The organism is Chitinophaga sp. W2I13, from assembly GCF_050434005.1.
In the GTDB taxonomy this organism is placed as follows: domain Bacteria; phylum Bacteroidota; class Bacteroidia; order Chitinophagales; family Chitinophagaceae; genus Chitinophaga.
Genome location: NZ_JBNPWD010000001.1, coordinates 1,687,566 through 1,706,285, shown reverse-complemented (window position 1 = coordinate 1,706,285; position 18,720 = coordinate 1,687,566). Strand labels below are relative to the sequence as shown.

The 18,720-nt window shown below is 44.5% G+C and carries 15 protein-coding genes; 5 read left to right on the top strand and 10 right to left on the bottom strand.

Features of this window, described 5'->3' with window-relative positions; translation table 11 throughout:
- Positions 1 to 14 precede the first annotated feature (14 nt).
- From QFZ48_RS06800 to QFZ48_RS06765, 8 genes are all read right to left on the bottom strand, one after another.
- Positions 15 to 638: a rhomboid family intramembrane serine protease gene (locus QFZ48_RS06800; RefSeq protein WP_429044736.1), complete on the bottom strand. Its 624-nt coding sequence runs from the start codon at positions 636 to 638 to the stop codon at positions 15 to 17.
- Between the two features lie 93 nt (positions 639 to 731).
- Positions 732 to 1,550, bottom strand: coding sequence for a hypothetical protein (locus QFZ48_RS06795; RefSeq protein WP_429061697.1), 819 nt, complete (start codon positions 1,548 to 1,550; stop codon positions 732 to 734).
- A gap of 97 nt (positions 1,551 to 1,647) precedes the next feature.
- Complete coding sequence (locus QFZ48_RS06790; RefSeq protein ID WP_429061696.1) at positions 1,648 to 2,076, bottom strand: DUF6169 family protein; 429 nt, start codon at positions 2,074 to 2,076, stop codon at positions 1,648 to 1,650.
- Entirely contained in the window at positions 2,060 to 2,218 is a 159-nt protein-coding gene (locus QFZ48_RS06785) for a hypothetical protein (RefSeq protein WP_429044742.1), read from the bottom strand. Before QFZ48_RS06785 ends, QFZ48_RS06790 begins: the two co-directional genes overlap by 17 nt.
- A 145-nt stretch (positions 2,219 to 2,363) precedes the next feature.
- Positions 2,364 to 2,810: a 50S ribosomal protein L9 gene (gene rplI, locus QFZ48_RS06780; RefSeq protein WP_079469410.1), complete on the bottom strand. Its 447-nt coding sequence runs from the start codon at positions 2,808 to 2,810 to the stop codon at positions 2,364 to 2,366.
- A 6-nt stretch (positions 2,811 to 2,816) separates the two neighbouring features.
- Positions 2,817 to 3,089 (bottom strand): 30S ribosomal protein S18, encoded by a 273-nt coding sequence (gene rpsR, locus QFZ48_RS06775; RefSeq protein ID WP_079470050.1) that lies wholly within the window; start codon positions 3,087 to 3,089, stop codon positions 2,817 to 2,819.
- A gap of 4 nt (positions 3,090 to 3,093) precedes the next feature.
- Positions 3,094 to 3,444, bottom strand: coding sequence for a 30S ribosomal protein S6 (gene rpsF / locus QFZ48_RS06770; protein WP_227024404.1), 351 nt, complete (start codon positions 3,442 to 3,444; stop codon positions 3,094 to 3,096).
- Between the two features lie 203 nt (positions 3,445 to 3,647).
- Entirely contained in the window at positions 3,648 to 6,932 is a 3,285-nt protein-coding gene (locus QFZ48_RS06765) for an Ig-like domain-containing protein (RefSeq protein ID WP_429061695.1), read from the bottom strand.
- A 321-nt stretch (positions 6,933 to 7,253) separates the two neighbouring features.
- On the opposite strand from QFZ48_RS06765, the gene htpG reads away from it, so the two are divergent.
- Together htpG and QFZ48_RS06755 are read left to right on the top strand one after the other, a co-directional pair.
- Complete coding sequence (gene htpG / locus QFZ48_RS06760) at positions 7,254 to 9,083, top strand: molecular chaperone HtpG (RefSeq protein ID WP_429061694.1); 1,830 nt, start codon at positions 7,254 to 7,256, stop codon at positions 9,081 to 9,083.
- A gap of 225 nt (positions 9,084 to 9,308) precedes the next feature.
- Positions 9,309 to 10,019, top strand: a complete 711-nt coding sequence (locus QFZ48_RS06755) for a prolyl oligopeptidase family serine peptidase (protein ID WP_429061692.1) — start codon at positions 9,309 to 9,311, stop codon at positions 10,017 to 10,019.
- 26 nt (positions 10,020 to 10,045) lie between these two features.
- On the opposite strand, the gene recJ is transcribed toward QFZ48_RS06755, so the two are convergent.
- Together recJ and QFZ48_RS06745 are read right to left on the bottom strand one after the other, a co-directional pair.
- A complete protein-coding gene (gene recJ / locus QFZ48_RS06750; RefSeq protein WP_370909294.1) occupies positions 10,046 to 11,758 on the bottom strand; it encodes a single-stranded-DNA-specific exonuclease RecJ in 1,713 nt (570 codons plus the stop codon).
- 63 nt (positions 11,759 to 11,821) lie between these two features.
- Positions 11,822 to 12,787, bottom strand: coding sequence for a polyprenyl synthetase family protein (locus QFZ48_RS06745; protein WP_429044754.1), 966 nt, complete (start codon positions 12,785 to 12,787; stop codon positions 11,822 to 11,824).
- A gap of 314 nt (positions 12,788 to 13,101) precedes the next feature.
- On the opposite strand from QFZ48_RS06745, the gene QFZ48_RS06740 reads away from it, so the two are divergent.
- The 3 genes from QFZ48_RS06740 (at position 13,102) to QFZ48_RS06730 (ending at position 18,699) form a co-directional block, all read left to right on the top strand.
- A complete protein-coding gene (locus QFZ48_RS06740; RefSeq protein ID WP_429044756.1) occupies positions 13,102 to 14,652 on the top strand; it encodes an OmpA family protein in 1,551 nt (516 codons plus the stop codon).
- Between the two features lie 157 nt (positions 14,653 to 14,809).
- Positions 14,810 to 16,762: a KUP/HAK/KT family potassium transporter gene (locus tag QFZ48_RS06735; protein WP_370909297.1), complete on the top strand. Its 1,953-nt coding sequence runs from the start codon at positions 14,810 to 14,812 to the stop codon at positions 16,760 to 16,762.
- 179 nt (positions 16,763 to 16,941) lie between these two features.
- Positions 16,942 to 18,699, top strand: a complete 1,758-nt coding sequence (locus tag QFZ48_RS06730; RefSeq protein WP_429061689.1) for a glycoside hydrolase domain-containing protein — start codon at positions 16,942 to 16,944, stop codon at positions 18,697 to 18,699.
- Positions 18,700 to 18,720 lie beyond the last annotated feature (21 nt).

The following is an 18,720-nucleotide window of genomic DNA, read 5'->3' as shown; positions in this document are numbered from 1 at the left end:
ATTTCGGAAGAGGTTTAGCGGGTAAGTCTTTCCCCATCTGCTTTTGTCAGTGTAAAAAAGAAAAGATACCCGGTAAGGGCGCCGCTCAGAAAGCCAGCCAGGTGCGCTGCATTATCCACTCCTTGTGAAACCGCAGCAGCGATTACATTTAATGCTATAAATAAACCAATATAAGCCAGAAACGCTTTCCTTATCTCCGCCGGGAAGAGGGGAGTGGTGAGCAGCGCCAGGAATACACCGTAAATACCAAAAATAGCACCGGAAGCGCCTACACCCACTGCGCCTTTATGATACCAGATGCTGACATAGTCGGATATTAATCCTGTGATCATATAGGCAAGGCCATAACGGAAACTACGCAATACCGGTTCCAGGAAAATGCCTCCAATAAACAGTCCCAGCATATTTGTGAAAAGATGGCCCATTCCTGCATGCAGGAACATGCTGACGAACAGCCGCCAGTACTGCTGTTGCTCTATGGTCAGTGACCAATAGTTGGCGCCGGCATGCAGCAGGTGGGTTCCATCTCCCCACCATATATTCATTCCTGTTAGTATGGTGTAAAGAAATACGAGTACGTTTATGCCGATCAACACCAGTGTAACCGGCATCGCCTTTAATCGGTCTGTGATTTTCATCTCCTAAAAGTTAATGAAAAATCCCCAATTGCGCGTTATTCGTATTGATATTCAAGTGCAAAATGGTTGTCGCTTCCCAATTTGGTATATCCTTCACTGTGTAAATGCACCCAGGCGCCAGCCGGATATTGGCGGCCGCCGTTTGAAATAGTAGGCATATTGAACAGTGGTAGTGCGGTCATATTCGAATAAACCTTGCTGGCAGCGTGTTTTTTCTTTTTCTGTAATCTTGATAAGAAAAGGATTATGGGTATTCAGGTGCAGAAAAGCGTCTGATAAGTCACCCTGGGGAGAAAGGTTAACGACCGGAGCCACAGCATGACTGAGCAGCAACTGATTGGCCAGGGGATGCAGGGGGTTAATAGAATCTTCGCATTCGTATTTTGCAGTTCTCAAAGTAACTAAGGTATCTTCTTTTTTGCCTGAGAAACTATCGATACAGATATCTTTTCTTACAGGGTTTGCGGCATCATAATTCCAGCTGACTGCCTGTGTGGAATCGGAGTACTTCATGGCAGCGGGTAACCCGTTCTTCCAGCGAACATTGGCAACGCGGAGCAGTTGTTCCTTTGCATCAAAGTATTGTACGGTAGCGATGTTACCATCTTTATCCCAGGAAGTGACTTTAGCGCGCTCTTTTACTGCTGTGACGTTATTTTCCCGGTTGGATAATACCATTCCGGTAATCCGGTGGGAATGATCATAGGAAAAAGTGCTGATGGTATCGTTTAATGGCCGGTGATGTACCAGTTCAGCGAGATTGCCCTGCTGATCATACCGGAAGGTATACTGGGGCATGCTTTCTCCCTGGATGCTGATGGTGGTCAGCCGGGGAAGTCCGGGCCTGTGATTCCTGGTGCTGCAGGCCGAGGCGGTAACAACAACGATAAAGAAGAAGATAATTTTTTTCATACTCATGGCGGAATATTGGTATGAAAATACTAATAAGATTTGAGTTTTTCGGCGGTGGATTGGGTTAGTTGGCGAAAGCAGGAAAGGATATAGTTCTTCAGGTTGTTTTTGAATGAATAATGATAGAAAAATAGATATCCATATCTGCGGTATGAATAGATTCGTTGTATTTTTCAATCGTATCTGTTTGCCGTTGATGATACCATAATTCGAATATCCTCATTCTGCTTTTTTCCCGGGCATCGGCACTATCGCACACAAAAAAGAAAACCTTTTCCGGGTGAGTCGTCAGATAATCAATGATAATATTGGAAATAGTGACCCGCACCCTCTTATCAAAAGGCGTTTTCCTTAAGGGATTAGATATCATATCAAAACCGAGTGTATGCACATCAGCTGAAAATTCAGGATATGCATCAAAGTATAATGACTCATCTAGCATATATACACTATATACAATGCCGGAATCGGTAGTGAATAAATAATCTCCTTCTTTTAGCTGGGAAACGTTATAGGAACTTAACAAACTTAAATCCTTTAGCTTCTAATTCACTTAAGCTTTTTCCGCTTCGGATATGCTCATGAATTATCTTTTTGTCTGCTATCATTCTTTTTAAAATAGCGACAAATTTAGGATCAGGTGTTGATATGTGTTTTGCTGGTTTCATTGTGGTTACATTACAAATATAACCAAATCTATCAACAACTCAGTTGCCATTCGTTAATGAAACATAAATGCAATCATATTGATACAAAAAAAAGTCCCGGGCTGATTCAGCCCGGGACTTTCTTCTTTCCAAACAAGTCGGAATATTACTCAGCTACTACTTCAAATTCCAATTCGGTTTCGTTGCCTTTACCGAAATCGAGGCGAGCTTTGTAGGTACCCAGTTCTTTAACATCATCCAGGATGTGGATGCGGCGACGGTCAATTTCATAACCTTTCTGTTCTTTAATTGCACGGGCAATCTGAACACCAGTTACGCTACCGAAGATCTTACCGGATGTACCGGTTTTAGCGCCAATTTTAACAGGAGAAGCTTTCAACACTTCTACTACTTTCGCAATTTCAGCCAGCAGTTTCTCTTCTTTCACTTTCTGCACTTTCAGGCGTTCCTGAAGCTGCTTCATGTTGGAAGGGCTTGCTTCTACCGCAAATTTCTGAGGAATCAGGAAATTCCTGGCGTAACCATTTTTTACGCTAACCAGTTCATTCTTCTGACCCAGGTTATCTACGTCTTGTATTAAGATAATTTGCATAACTTCTTACTTTAAAAGGTCAGTAACATAAGGCAATAAAGCCATTTGACGAGCTTTCTTAATAGCCTGGGCTACTTTACGCTGAAATTTCAGGGAGTTACCCGTAATACGACGTGGCAACATCTTGCCCTGGTCGTTCAAAAATTTCTTCAAAAACTCCGCGTCTTTGTAATCTACGTACTTGATGCCCAACTTCTTGAAACGGCAGTATTTCTTCTGACGTTTCTCGGTTTTTACGGCCGTTAAGTACTTGATTTCTTGTTTCGGTTTAACTGCCATAGTTTTAAGCTTCAGTGGTTTTAGATTCAGCATTTACGCCATGTCTTTTGCGACCGTTGTAAGTAACAGCGTGCTTGTCCAGCGCAGTAATCATGTGACGTAATACATTTTCATCGCGATTCAGCTGGATTTTCAGCTTCTCATTGAGGTCGGATGGCGCATTGTATTCCAGAACAACATACATTCCTGTAGTCTTCTTCCGGATAGGATACGCCAGTGATCTTAATCCCCAGGGATTTTCGTGCGTGATTTCTCCGCCGTTATCTTTAATGATATCAGCGAATTTCTTTTGGGCGGCTTTGTAGTCGTCCTCAGAAAGCACAGGGGTAAAGATCACCATCAATTCGTAGTTCATAATTCCCTGTTTTAAATGGTTTAATTAAAAAATTAGGACCGCAAAGATACTGAACTATTCCTTATTTCCACGCATGAAAGGCCGATTTCCCTAAATATCTTGCCTTTTATAGAGAATAATACGTAATTACTTGATACCCATACATAAAAAGCCGCCCCGGTAAGCAGGGCGGCGTCTCATTTGCATGGTTTTTTCAAAAAAGATCACTGATTAATAAGAATCTTGGTCACCTGCACCAATTCACCCGACTGCACTCTCAGGAAATATATGCCCGCAGGTAACTGGTCGGTAGCGATAGTTCTGTAGTTCCTGCCCTTTACAAAGGTAGTTCTGCCCTGGTAACGAACACGACCCTGCACATCCAGCAACGTTATATTAGCATCACCACTGCGGGGCCAATCCAGCCAATACTGCAACTGGTGGCCAAATATGCACCATAACAGCTTCCGCCAGAAGTCCTTGTCCGTTACCAATACCATTTTAACCGGACTGTACCTTACGCTGCTGTCCAGACCAATTGTTTTTAACCGGTAAGCGGAAAATCCCGGCCAGGGTTGCTCATCATAGGAAATATAATCGGATGCTTCCGCGGTACTGCCATGAGCAGCCACCGTGTCCACCGCCTCATAAGTCCGGAGATTCCGGGAACGTTCTATCACAAACCTGCTGCTGTTGATTTCATAAGGCGTATGCCAGCTAACCAGCACTTTACCGCCATCGGCCCGGGCATCGAAGTTTTCTACTGGTAAAGGATTACCCAAAATACCCAGATTATACCTGCTTAATACCGGGTAATGATCCGTGGTAGTAGTACCATAACTGCTTACCAGCCCCGCTACCTGGGTTTGTATCCGTGCGGATGCCGGTAAATAAGCAACACCCACCTCGTTGGAACCGATCACATTGTCGATCACCGAGGCGTAGCTGACGGTGGAACGCTGACCCGATAAACTCAAGGGCAAGGTCAACGGCCGGTAATTGATACTGTCGCGGATGAAGTCAATATATGAAGTAGTAGTATCCGGTAATAACTCCGTTGTAATAGTTTTTGACAGATCGTCATTAAAATCTCCCAGCATAATAATATTGCTATACGGATATTGCACGTCCAGCGTATCTTTCAACTCCTTCAACCCATCTTTGCGACGATTCCAGGAAGTAATCTTTTCGGGCTTTGTACCTGTATTAGCCTTCGCATGCAATAATATAAACCGGATACGCGCCGAGTCATTACCCAGTTTGGCAGTAGCCTCCATTTCATAAGGGAACCTGCCGGACGACCAGTTATAATAAGCATTGCTGCTGCCTCCCTGTCTTAATATGCCGTAAGTGCTGATTTTACGGATCACAGCCGTTTTATACACAAACGCGAGTTTCTGCGCCGAAACATAATCAGCATCCGTGGTACTATCTGCATAAGAACCAAAGTCAGATAACACATAGCTATAACCCGGTAACTGGCTCACCACCGCACGGAAACGGGCGGTGTCCACTACTTCTGCCAACGCAAAAATATCGGCATCCAGTTTTTTCAGGATGGTAGTTACATTGGCTTGCTGTAAACTATCGTTGGCCGGGTTTTGAGCCGGGCTGCCAAACCATTCTATATTCCAGTTCACCACTTTTAATGACCGCAACGATGTGCCGCTGAGTGCAATGGAACGGCTGGGGAAACCGGGACCGCTGAAGGTAAGTTGGCCGCTGTAAGCCTGATCAGCAGCCGTGGGAGCGAATTTTACAAATACTTCCTGCGGACCGGCAGCCAATGCTGCTGCAGTGAAAATAACCTGGCTGCTGTAACTGGAGCTGTCACCTGATACCATGAAACCTGCCGGGGCAGTGATTTTCAGCTCTCCGGTAAAATCATTGGCCCAGAAACTAACACGCTGTGCTTCTGATGTTTGCCCGGATTTTACGTAGTCGAAGTCAATAGCAGCAGGACTGCTGTTCAAACTCGGCGCCGGCGCAGCGGTGGTATCCGTCAGCCTGAAATCATCAATCGTCCAGCGTGCCGCCTGAACGGCAGGGCCGGATGTATAAACAAAAGCAATATAAACGCCTGTCTGTTTGTAGGCAGCGAGATTAATACCGGAAGATAACGTCCACACGTCGCTGCCGGGTTCAGGAAAACGGCCATTCAGCGTAGTCCAGGTAGCACTGCGCGGATCGCCGCTGCCGGTGTAGTTAGTGGAAACACGCAGGCTAAGTGCGGGGCCGGCAAACGCAGTGCGGCTGCTGAATTGTAACAGCGGGAATTGCAAACCGGTGAGATCAAATACGGGAGATATCAGCCAGTCTTCATTTTCAACAGCTCCGCCACTGTAACCATTTATCTGTACACCATTGCTGTTCTGCTGACCGAAATTTGTACATCCCCATAGCTGCGCGCCGGTTACACTGTATTGTGTGAAACCCCCGCTCAACTGGCTGCTGCCAATTGGCGTACAGTCGTTGAAGTTATAGCTGAGTTCCTGGCTGCCAGTAGTGAAATTCCATTGCGTGGTATCTGCCATACCTGTTAAGTTATTATCCGACAGATCCTTTACTAATCCACTGTCCAGCGTGATGTAATAATGACTGTGGGGTTGCAGGATTTGTTTCAGGGTAAGCACATTGTTATTAATTACAATAACGTTACCGGTCACCGGAAAACTGTCTGTTATTCCGCTGTTACTGTTGTGCAACCTGATGTACCCGTTACCGGCTTTTATGTTTTCGCTGAATATAATTTCGGGAGATGTAACAGGCGACACGTCTGCTGCCGCGTTAACCGGTGCCAGGAGGGTGATTACGGGGGGAGTGGTATCTCTGCCACTGCCGGATGCAGTGATGTTATCAATGGCAAATCCCGGCCTGGAGCCGGCGCCGCTGATCTGGCGGTTTACCCATCGCAGTTGCAGTATTGCCTGGTTATTACAATCCGGCGGCAGTATCACTGACATATTCACCAGGTGCTGTGGTGAGGTAACACCTGAACCGGTTTGCGGAATGGTGTCATTCTGATAGGCCGTTTCATTGATACTCGTAAAGGTACCGGTTACGCCTATACGATATTGAATAACCATTTCATTGATCCTTGTATTGGAGTTGCCATCGTAAGGATTCCTGATGGTCATGGCATCGTAGCTTAAACGTACATTCTGCTGTCCGCTGGTACTAAGGGAAAGCACCAGTGAATTGTCGGCGCTGCCGCTGTTCAGGAAGCCCAGTTTGCCGGTGTAGTTATAAACACCATTGGCGGTAGCCGACGCACTGCCGTTACTGATCATTGGTTTATCGGATGCCGGTGCCGCTGTATTAAAGCTGCCGGAAGGAGCGCCGCTGAGCAGCCATCCCTGCCATCCCGCCGGGTATATCACAGCAGTCGATGGTAACGCGTCAAAATTTTGTTCATATGGTAATGGCTGCACAGCCGGATTGGTTTGTGCGCTTACATTACCACAAACAAAAAAAGCCATAAATAAGAAGATGAGTAGAGGTCTTTCCATAGTAATATTTGAAAAATTGGGGAATCCGGGTTTCGATACAATAAATCTACTGAATAAACCCTTTCGGCGGTTTTTTTAATATGATTATTTTGTTAATTTGACGGAATGTAATATGGTTTTATTTTAATATTTGTTATAGATATTTTTAGCACTGCCCTTTTTTCAGAATTAAATTACAATGATGGATAAACCCAGGTAGTGTATATTCACAGCCGCAATATTCATATTTAATATTTTTTCAACTTGTGTGTTGTCATCTTGTCAGCCCTCATCCCGCTGGCACACACTTTGAAAAAAGTTTACCAAAAAAAACAGATATCAATGCAAAAAGGTGCAATACGTGTTCAGACAGAGAACATATTTCCAATTATCAAGAAGTTCCTGTATTCAGATCATGAAATTTTTATCCGCGAACTGGTAAGTAATGCCGTGGATGCAACCCAGAAATTGAAAACCCTGGCCAGTGTGGGAGAATTTAAAGGAGAACTGGGAGACATTGCTATTGATGTAAGAGTAGATAAGGAAAAGAAAACCATCACCATTGCAGATCATGGAATCGGTATGACTGCGGAAGAAGTGGATAAATATATTAACCAGGTCGCCTTTTCCGGTGCAGAAGAGTTTCTGAAAAAATATAAAGGACAGGAAAATGGTACCAATATCATTGGTCATTTTGGCCTCGGCTTTTATTCTTCCTTTATGGTAAGCAGCCAGGTGGAAATCTTTTCAAAATCCTGGAAAGAAGAAGCTCCAGCTGTACGTTGGGAATGCGACGGAAGCCCTGAGTATGAACTGGAAGAAATCAGCAAGGCCGACAGGGGAACTGAAATTGTAATGCACATCAACGAGGAAAGCGAAGAATTCCTGGAAGATGGACGCATCCGCACTATCCTCGAAAAGTTCTGTAAATTCCTGCCTGTTCCGGTAACTTTTGAAGGCACGCAGATTAATAACACCACTCCTGCCTGGACAAAGAAACCAAGCGAGTTGACTACTGAAGATTATCAGAATTTCTACAAAGAATTATATCCATATGCAGAACCTCCTTTGTTCTGGATTCATCTGAACGTAGACTATCCTTTTAATCTCACCGGTATCCTGTATTTCCCGAAAATCAACAAGAGCTATGAGATGCAGAAAGACAAGATCAATCTGTATTCCAACCAGGTATATGTAACAGACGAAGTGAAGGATATTGTTCCGGAATTCCTGATGTTGCTGCATGGTGTGATCGATAGCCCGGATATTCCGCTGAACGTGAGCCGCAGCTATCTGCAGGGTGATCCTAACGTAAAAAAGATCAATGCTCACATCACCAAAAAAGTAGCGGACAAACTGGATGAAATATTCCGTAACGACCGCGCTTCCTTTGAAGATAAATGGGATTCTATCGGACTGTTTGTGAAGTATGGTATGATGACCGACGACAAGTTCATGGAAAAAGCCAATAAGTTCCTGATAATGGAAGATGTGGAAGGCGGTAAATTCTATACACAGGAAGAATACCGTACTGCCGCAGCAGCCCTGCAAACCAACAAAGAACAGAAACTGGTGGTATTATATGCTACCAACCCTGTACAGCAGGACAGCTATGTGCAGGCCGCAAAAAATAAAGGTTTCCTGGTAGTAAAGATGGAAACAATGGTGGATGCTGCATTCATCAACAACATGGAGATCAAATGGGATAACGTTTCCTTTACCCGTGTGGATGCAGATATTGCCGATAACCTGATTGATAGAGAAGAAAATACTACTACCGTATTATCTGAAGAACAGGAGGGTGCTTTGAAAGAGTTGTTTGGCTCCCAGGTAACGCAACCCAATATCAAAGTAGAAATGAAAGGGCTCAGCGCAGAAGCGCAACCGGTAATTGTAACCCGTCCGGAGCTGATGCGTCGTATGAAAGATATGGCAGCCATGGGCGGCGGCGGAATGAGCTGGTATGCGAGTATGCCTGATGAAATAAATATGACCATCAACGCCAACCACCCGGTATACACACAAATTCTTAAGGAAGGAGACAACGCATTGCAACAGAAGCAGATAAAGAACCTGGCAGACCTGGCGCTGTTGTCCCAGAACCTGTTGACAGGTGCAGATCTTACAGCATTTGTGAATAGAAGTGTGGAATTGATGGGCGACAAAAAATAATAAGACGGGCACAATAAAAAAAATAACGGTGTTTGCTCTTTTGGTCTTTTATTTGCAGTTGTTGCAATAGAAAAACTGAAACGAAAAATATTGTAAAGCTGTCCCCCGGCCATAGGCCGGGGGACTTTAGTTTGTACTAGTTATATGAAAAAAAGAGCAATTAAAATTTTGTGCCATGTCTTTGTGCTGAGTGCGCTCGCATTTTTTTCCTGTTCAAAAACAGAAATGACTAATCCGGTAACTAATCGGCCGGGGGATACTATACCGGTAACGCCGCCGCCAGGCGATACTTTTCCTCCACAGCAAACAGGCATCACTGCGAAAAAAATAGACACCAAAGGAGGCAACATCAGTAACTACCTGCTTTATATCCCTGATGGATATAACGAGAAGAAAGATTACAAATGGCCGATCGTGATATTTCTTCATGGGGTAGGGGAAATGGGGAATAATATTGATATGATAAGGAATGTTGGATTGGTAAAAGTGTCAGCAGGAAAGCCATTTGTGATAATTGCACCACAATGCCTGAGCGGATGGTGGAATCCACAGTACCTTGATATATTATACAAAGAAGTGATCAGCAAATATCATGTGGATCCCAAAAGGGTGTATCTGACCGGATTGAGCATGGGCGGCTACGGAACCTGGGACTGGAGTTCTGCACACCCCGAAAAATTTGCCGCCATTGTTCCTATCAGCGGGGGAGGTGATATAAACCGTATGAAAAATCTGAAAACCATGCCTATATGGGTTTTCCATTCAGCAGACGATCCTACTGTAAATGTGGAGAATTCACGTGTCCTGGTAAAGGCATTAAGAGCGTTGGGTAATAATGTGCAGTATACGGAATATCCAAACGGCGGCCATGATGCCTGGACAAGGGCTTACGCCAACCAGGATGTTTATACCTGGCTGCTGAAGCAACACTTGTAACTGCCTTCATCTCTCTTTTATAAAAGCTACTGGATAGCTGCAGTCCTGATATCAATTACTTTCAGCTGGAGCGACGTTTGTCCGTTCCATTCATTTTCATCCAGTGTAAATGCCATATCGAAAGGCTTTTTATCTGCCATCAACGGAAATTTCTCCGCCATATAAAAGCCAATTCCGGACATAGTGGGACCATATCTCCCCTGTTTGACGGAGAATTTAATATGGTCATCTTTTACAATCTTCGAGTAGCCGTTGTCAACAAGGTTTCTGGCAAGAAAAACAGGGCGTAGGTTATCTGGTCCCAGTGGTTCAAACTGCCGGAGAATATTATAAAATGCAGCAGTGATTTCCGTGAAATGGATTTCGGTATCTATCACTATTTCCGGTACCAGCTGATCCGGGTGGATGGTCCGGGCTACCACTTCTTCAAAGCGTTCCTGGAAAGCTTTTACATTTTCTGTTTTCATGGTCATCCCTGCCGCATAAAAATGTCCTCCGTAATTTTCGAGAAGATCTTTACACTGGTGGATGGCTTCATATACATTGAACCCCATCACAGAACGGGCGGAGCCGGCTACTTTATCATTCGACTGGGTGAGGATGATAGTAGGGCGATAATAATATTTATCGATCAGACGGGAAGCCACAATGCCTACCACTCCTTTATGCCAGTGGGCCTGGTAAAGCACGGTTGATTTTCTGCGTGCAATATCCACATCATTTTGTAACAGAACGATTGCTTCCTGGGTAATGGTGCTGTCTATTTCTTTTCTGTCGAAGTTATCGGCGTGCAGTACAGCTGCGATGGCAGCAGCCTTTTCCACGTCGTTTTCGATGAAGAGGTTCACTGCTTTGCGGGCATCGTCCATTCTGCCGGCGGCGTTTACCCGTGGGGCAATTACAAATACGAGGTTGGCAATGGTCAGTTTTTCTTTCAGCGCGCTGAGTGTAATCAGTGCTTTGATACCAGGTAAAGGATCTTCATTTACTTTTATAAGACCATGAAAAGCCAGTATCCTGTTTTCACCGGTCATCGGAACGATGTCGGCTGCAATGCTGGTAGCCACCAGGTCCAGGAATTTATTGGCTTCCGACTGGGGGAGGCCTCTTTTTTGTGCGAAGGCGCAGATCAGTTTGTATCCGATCCCGCATCCGCTCAGTTCTTTATAAGGATAGGGACAATCGTGCTGTTTCGGATTCAGGATCGCCACGGCAGGCGGCAGTATTGCATCCGGCAAATGATGATCACAGATAATAAAGTCGATACCCCATTCCTTTGCAGTAGTGATATGTTCGATTGATTTAATGCCGCAATCGAGCGCGATGATCAGGCTAAAATCATTATCCCTGGCGTATTCGATTCCCTGTATGGAAATACCATATCCTTCGCGGTAGCGGTGGGGAATGTAAAATTCAATATTGCTGTAGAGTTTTTGCAGAAAGGCGTACACGGTAGCAACAGCGGTAGTGCCGTCTACATCGTAATCCCCGTAGATCAGTATTTTTTCGTGCTGGAAAAAAGCCAGTTCAATCCTGGAAATGGCTTTGTCCATGTCTTTCATTTTCCAGGGATCGTGCAGATCTTCCAGTGTAGGTCGAAAAAATTGCCGGGCAGCCTCATAGTTGGTCACATTGCGTTGTACCAGTAACCGGCATAACAACGGATGTATGCGTAATGATGACTGTAGTAACTGTTCCTGGTTTGGTTGATATGCCTTTACTGTCCAGCGTTTTTGCATTATTATATTTTAAAGGCTTAAGCTTCTCGCTTCTTCCGCATATTACATTATTTTTTATTCTTACTAAAATGTTCTGTCAGTTGTAAATCGTACGAGGGATTCTAATCCGTTTCTGACAGCGTTTTCAGGGAATTTATTCAGGATGGTAAGGGCTTCATCCCGGTATTCAAACATTTTTTTCCTGGTGTAGTCAATGCCACCGGATGCTTTTACCAGCCGGATAACTTCTTCTACCCGGTCTTTTTCTGTATTATGATTTTTGACGATATTAATAATCCTCCTGCGTGTTTCAGTGGAAGCATGTTCCAGGGTATAGATAAGCGGAAGGGTCATTTTTTTTTCCCGGATGTCGATGCCGGTAGGTTTACCGATTTTGGCGGAGCCATAGTCGAAGAGATCATCTTTAATCTGGAAGGCGATGCCTACTTTTTCGCCGAAAAGGCGCATTTGTTCGGTGGTATGGTCATCGTTGCTGCTGCTCCATGCGCCGGCAGCGCAGGCGGAAGCCAGTAATGAAGCGGTTTTGCGGCGGATAATTTCAAAATAAATATCTTCCTTGATATTCAGTTTGCGGGTTTTTTCGATCTGCAGCAGTTCTCCCTCACTCATTTCTTTAACAGCTTCTGATAATATCTGTAAAGTTCGGAAATCATTATTGTTAAGAGACAGCAGTAGTCCTTTTGAAAGGAGGTAGTCGCCTACCAGTACCGCTATTTTATTTTTCCAGAGGGCATTAATGGAAAACAGGCCACGGCGTTCGTTGGCATCATCTACCACATCGTCATGTACCAGGGTGGCGGTATGCAGCAGTTCCACCAGAGCGGCGGCCCGATAAGTGCTTTCCTGGATATTGTCACTGAAAAGTTTGGCGGATAATAAAACAAACATGGGCCTGATCTGCTTCCCTTTTCGCTTTACAATATAATGCATGATCCGGTCCAGTAACGGCACATGACTTTTTACTGAATCTGCGAACTTACTTTCAAAATCCTGTAATTCTTTACCTATCAGGTGTTTAATATCGTCCATGTATTAAATAAAAAAGGATTGCTAAGCTAACTTTTATAAATCACATTTTAACATTTTGGCCTTTAATTTGTATAAGGAGTATAACATTCCTTTAACACGAGTTAAGGAATCCTTTAACACGAGTTATACAGATCTTTAACTTAACTGGAATTAAGGTATATAAATACTTTCATTTAAGCTCTAATTTTGAAGGACTTATCAATGAAAATAATATTGCAAGAAAAATTTGTATATTCATTTATGATATTTACCTTTGCTAGGTAAAAAACGGGTTATTAGTAAATTTTTAACAGTTTTTAATAAAAAAAACAATTATGGCAAGCAAAAAGTACTTATTACTGGCAGGCGCTGTGGGTTTACTATCAGCATCTACTAGTTTTGCACAGGTTCAACCAACCGGCTACGATGCTCTGGATAGCTCCAAAGTGTCTAGCAAGCGTATGGTACAACAAAATAACTTCACGAACCACCAATCAAATTTCCCGGCTAAACCGAGAGATATGTGGGAACTGGGTTTTAGTGGTGGTTTACACCTGATCAGCGGAACCGTTCCTCCTCAACCAGGTTTTGGTGGCGGTGTTTCCCTGAGAAAAGCACTGGGACATACTTTCTCCCTGAGAGCTGAGTACATCGGTTCCATCGATAAGGGTCAGGACTACAAACTGCGTCCTACTCAGGCTGCAGGTGGTATCAATCCATGGGGAAGAACTGCAGCTTTAAACGGCGGCATGATTGTTCCTAACTACAAGTCTCAAAACCATCAGCTGTCTTTGGATGTGATTGCTTCTTTAAGCAACATCCTGTTCTACAGAGCTGAACCTAAGGTTAACTGGTATTTACTGGCTGGTTACTCTATCGTAATGGCTGACGTTGACGTTGATGCATTAGATGCAAGCGGAAATGGCTATAACTATTCCGGTATTAATTTCAATGCAAAACGCAGTGATATCAGAAAACAGATCAAAGATCTGAGAGATGATAAATACGAGCAAAATGCTCCTTCTCAGGGTAACCGTATTTCCATCGGCCGTAACGACGACAACCAGTTACTCCGTCATGCACTGGATGTAGGTACTGGCGTTGCGTTTAAAGTTTCTAAACGTTTCAACATCGGTATTGAAGAAAAAGTAACTATGCCTTTCGATGCATACATGGACGGCTATGCTGGACCAGGCGGTGCTTCTAAAGATTTCTACTCTTACACAAGCGTACGTCTGAACTTCAACCTGGGTAACCCAGCTAAACGTGTACAGCCATTATGGTGGATCAACCCACTGGAATATGCTTACAGCGAGCTGAGCAACCCACGTCACATGAAACTTCCAACTCCGGTTCTGCCTGATGCTGATGGCGATGGCGTAACTGACCAGTTCGATCGCGAACCTAACACCCCAGCAGGTGCACCAGTGGATGTTCACGGTGTTGCTAAAGATACTGACGGTGACGGTGTTCCTGATTACAAAGACAAACAACTGATCACTCCTACTTACTGCCAGCCAGTTGATGCTGATGGTGTTGGTAAATGCCCAGATCCAGAATGCTGCAAGAATCCTCCAGTTGCGCCTTGCGCAAGCCTGGTTCTGCCTAGCGTTTCTTTCAAAGGCAGCTCTACCAAAATAGGTAACGATCAGGAAGCTATCCTGGCTTCTGTTGCAGCTTCCCTGAAATCTAACCCTTCCTGCAACGTACTGGTTACCGGTCACGCAGGTGCTAAAGGTAAGAAAGGTGGTGTTGACCTGAGCAGCCGTCGTGTTGACTCAGTAATCGACTACCTGGCTGACAAACAAGGTATCGACCGCGGTCGTTTCATCAAACAAAACACTCCTGGTGAGTCTGGCACTGTTGACTTAGCTCCTGCTAACTAATCAGTATCACTCATTAAGATGATAACTTAAAAAAAGTCCTCTCCCGTTCATTCGGGAGAGGACTTTTTTTTGAAGCAAACACTCCTGTACGAAATATTGTTGAAGTGTCAATTATTACCCCTAATTTTGGAGGCTTTTTTAATAAACTTATTATTACGTGGGAATTAACATCAACAGGGTATCCCTGGCAGGCCTGGTAGTAGCGCTCGGTATTATCTACGGCGATATTGGAACATCTCCACTCTATGTTTTCAAAGCCATCGTAGGAGGGAACCCCATCAGCGATCTGCTGGTAATTGGAGGTATTTCCTGTGTCATCTGGACACTAACCCTTCAAACTACCGTTAAATACGTTATCCTCACCCTCCGGGCAGATAATAAGGGGGAAGGCGGAATCTTTTCACTCTATGCACTCGTAAGACGCCACGCCAGATGGACCGTGATTTTTGGTATGATTGGCGGCGCCGCTCTGCTCGCAGATGGTATCATCACCCCACCCATCACTGTTACTGCCGCCATTGAAGGTCTCCGGACGCTGGAAGTCTTTAAAGACCTGGGCCAGTTGACCATCGTCAAAATAGTGCTGACCATTATTACAGGACTCTTTGTTATGCAACAGTTCGGTACCGTTTCCATTGGCCGGATGTTTGGCCCCATCATGGTATTGTGGTTTTCGATGCTGGGAATCCTTGGTATTTCGCATGTAGCAGATGATTTAAGCATTTTAAAAGCATTTAGTCCCCATTATGCCATTGAACTCTTAACTACTTATCCCCGGGGATTCCTGATCCTGGGAGCTGTATTCCTTTGTACCACCGGAGCGGAGGCCCTTTATTCTGATCTCGGTCACTGCGGTAAAGGCAATATCCGGGTATCCTGGATCTTCGTTAAAACATGTCTTATCCTGAACTATCTCGGTCAAGGTGCCTGGCTGCTCACGCAAAAAGGTCAGATCCTGCCAAAAGATCAGAACCCATTCTTCACCATTATGCCGGAATGGTTCATCATTTTCGGGGTATTAATTGCCACACTGGCTTCGGTAATTGCCAGTCAGGCACTCATATCAGGTTCTTTTACCCTTATTGCAGAAGCCATGCGGCTTAACCTGTGGCCCAAAATGCGGGTAAACTATCCTACAGAAGAAAGAGGACAGCTCTACATTCCCGGTATCAATACCATGCTGTTTGTAGGTTGCGTTTCCATTGTGCTGATCTTCCGGGAATCGTCGAATATGGAGGCGGCTTATGGCCTCTCCATCACTATCTGTATGCTCATGACCTCCTGCCTCTTCGCTTTTTACCTTTATACAAAGCGGGTATGGGTAGGTTGGATATTGCTATATCTCATCGTTTATTTCACCATAGAATTTTCATTCCTCTTCGCCAATGTGATTAAATTCATGCACGGAGGTTATGTAACGGTTATTGTAGCCGGCGCACTCTTCCTCGTGATGATTGTATGGTTCAAATCGCGTAAGATCAAGAACCGTTACGTGGAATTTGTGCGACTGGAAGATTATCTGCCTATCATCCAGGAACTGAGCAATGATACCTCCATTCCAAAATACGCTACCCACCTGGTGTATATGAGCAGTGCCGATAATCCGAAAGAAATAGAACATAAGATCATCTATTCAATTCTCAATAAAAAACCCAAACGGGCGGATATATACTGGTTTGTACACGTGGATGTGGTAGACGAACCTTACCTGAGTGAATACTCTGTACAAACAATTATTCCAAACGAAGTGATACGCGTAGAGTTTCGCCTGGGCTTCAAAGTGGAACAACGTATTAACCTGATGTTCAGAATGGTGGTGGAAGATATGGTTCGTAACAAGGAAGTAAATATCACCAGCCGCTATGAATCACTGAGTAAGAATAATGTGGTGGGTGACTTCCAGTTTATTGTTATGGAGAAATTCCTGTCGCACGACAACGACCTGCCTTTGTATGAAAGAATGGTGATGAAGATGTATTTCTTCCTGAAAAAGATCAGTTTGTCAGAAGAAAGGGGCTTTGGACTGGATTCCAGCTATGTGACCATCGAGAAATACCCATTGGTGGTAGCGCCGGTCACCAATCTGCAGCTGAAGCGGATCGTACATTAATATAAATCTTTAACAAGAAAAGCCGGATCTTATTATGATCCGGCTTTTCTGTTTTATATAACCGATCGTCCTCTTTAAAGGGAAAAATCCACTTTTTTTATAGATATTGAGGTTTCTGGATGACGGTGATCAGTGAACAAATCACGTTATCCGAATATCTGAAAACGCTAAATTTTAGTATGGTGAACAAATTTTTTGGCGTGCTGGTAATGCTGGCACTGCAACAAAACGTATGGGCGCAAATATCTCCCGCCGCTGGCTACAGGGACCTGCCCGATCCCAAACCCGTTAATAAAGCGTCCTGGGCGGCTGTTAATGACACCAGGCTTCACGTTGCATTCGGTACTGCAGATACCCGTTATGAAAAAAGAAATGCACCCGATAACAGCAGATTAACGCCAACCTGGGAAACGAAAGCATGGAAAGGCGAAAGGGTCCATACCCAGTTGGTGATCTGGTCTGCCACTGTGCAGCCCGAAGTAAGCCTCCGGGCATCTGTACTGCAGGACAGCAAAGGCAATAAAATTGCGGCTTCGGCAGTCACTACCGGTTTTGTTAGATATGTACTCACAGATGGTTTGAATAAAGACGGCGGCGGCTGCGGGCACCGCAACCCGAAGGATTACGACTCCTCGCTCGTGGCAGATGGCATTGATATCATCAATAAAAGCACTATTGCCGCCAGTACTACACAGCCGGTATGGCTAAGCGTTCAGGTGCCGGCAAACACACCAGCCGGCATATATAAATGCTCGGTAAGTGTAAAATCAGGCGCTACCACAGTGGATATGCCTTTTGCAGTAACCGTGCTGGAACATACCCTGCCTGCTCCGAAAGACTGGCAATTTCATCTTGATTTGTGGCAGAGCCCTTATGCAATAGCACGCGTATATGGCGTAAAGCCCTGGAGTAATGCACACTTCGAAGCTATGAAACCTTACATGAAAATGCTGGCAAATGCAGGTCAGAAAGTGATCACTACCACCATTATTTATGATCCCTGGAATAGCCAGACACAGGACATTTATGGCACAATGGTAAAATGGACAAAGAAGAAAAATGGCAGCTGGACATACGACTACAGCATCTTTGATAAATGGGTGCAGTTTATGATGGACCAGGGCATCCGGAAGGAAATCAACTGCTACAGCATGATCCCCTGGAACCTGAAGTTCTATTATTATGATGAGGCAGCTGCAAAGGATACTTTTATTGTAGCGAAGCCTGGCTCTGCGGAATATACAAAACACTGGCAGCCTATGCTGACTGATTTTGTAAAGCACCTGAAGGCAAAGGGCTGGTTTGATATTACGGCTATCGCTATGGATGAGCGGCCTATGGAAGACATGCTGCAAACACTGAAAGTGATCCGTGGTGCGAGCAGCGACTTCAAATTATCACTGGCGGGTAGCTATCATGAACCATTGGCCAATGAAATACATGATTACTGTATTGCACTGAAAGAATCTTTTCCTGCCAACATCATGAAAACCCGCTTAGAGAAGGGATTGCCCACTACTTTTTACACCTGTTGTACAGAAGGATTCCCCAATACTTTTACTTTTTCCCCACCTGCAGAAGCAGCTTTTATGGGCTGGCATGCTGCAAACAAAGGATATAACGGGTATTTGCGCTGGGCTTTCAACTGCTGGGTTGCAGATCCGCTGCATGATTCCCGTTTCCGCTCATGGGCTGCAGGAGATACCTATTTCGTATATCCGGGACCAAGGTCTTCTATCCGTTATGAAAGACTGATAGAAGGTATACAGGACTATGAAAAGATTAGAATATTGCGCGAAGCATTTACAAAAAGCGGCAACGCGGCGGGTTTGAGTAAGCTGGATAATTTAGTAAAGCCTTTCGAGGAAGAAACGCTGAAAACCACACCAGCAGCTCAAATACTGAATACAGCCAAGCAAGGGTTGAACGAACTTTAATTGAATAAAAGTATCATAAAA

Excerpts from the sequence above, each read along its gene's own strand:
- QFZ48_RS06800 (WP_429044736.1), bottom strand. The coding sequence starts at position 638 with ATGAAAATCACAGACCGATTAAAGGCGATGCCGGTTACACTGGTGTTG.
- QFZ48_RS06795 (WP_429061697.1), bottom strand. The coding sequence starts at position 1,550 with ATGAAAAAAATTATCTTCTTCTTTATCGTTGTTGTTACCGCCTCGGCC.
- QFZ48_RS06785 (WP_429044742.1), bottom strand. The coding sequence starts at position 2,218 with ATGAAACCAGCAAAACACATATCAACACCTGATCCTAAATTTGTCGCT.
- rplI (WP_079469410.1), bottom strand. The coding sequence starts at position 2,810 with ATGCAAATTATCTTAATACAAGACGTAGATAACCTGGGTCAGAAGAAT.
- rpsR (WP_079470050.1), bottom strand. The coding sequence starts at position 3,089 with ATGGCAGTTAAACCGAAACAAGAAATCAAGTACTTAACGGCCGTAAAA.
- rpsF (WP_227024404.1), bottom strand. The coding sequence starts at position 3,444 with ATGAACTACGAATTGATGGTGATCTTTACCCCTGTGCTTTCTGAGGAC.
- QFZ48_RS06765 (WP_429061695.1), bottom strand. The coding sequence starts at position 6,932 with ATGGAAAGACCTCTACTCATCTTCTTATTTATGGCTTTTTTTGTTTGT.
- htpG (WP_429061694.1), top strand. The coding sequence starts at position 7,254 with ATGCAAAAAGGTGCAATACGTGTTCAGACAGAGAACATATTTCCAATT.
- QFZ48_RS06755 (WP_429061692.1), top strand. The coding sequence starts at position 9,309 with ATGACTAATCCGGTAACTAATCGGCCGGGGGATACTATACCGGTAACG.
- recJ (WP_370909294.1), bottom strand. The coding sequence starts at position 11,758 with ATGCAAAAACGCTGGACAGTAAAGGCATATCAACCAAACCAGGAACAG.
- QFZ48_RS06745 (WP_429044754.1), bottom strand. The coding sequence starts at position 12,787 with ATGGACGATATTAAACACCTGATAGGTAAAGAATTACAGGATTTTGAA.
- QFZ48_RS06740 (WP_429044756.1), top strand. The coding sequence starts at position 13,102 with ATGGCAAGCAAAAAGTACTTATTACTGGCAGGCGCTGTGGGTTTACTA.
- QFZ48_RS06730 (WP_429061689.1), top strand. The coding sequence starts at position 16,942 with ATGGTGAACAAATTTTTTGGCGTGCTGGTAATGCTGGCACTGCAACAA.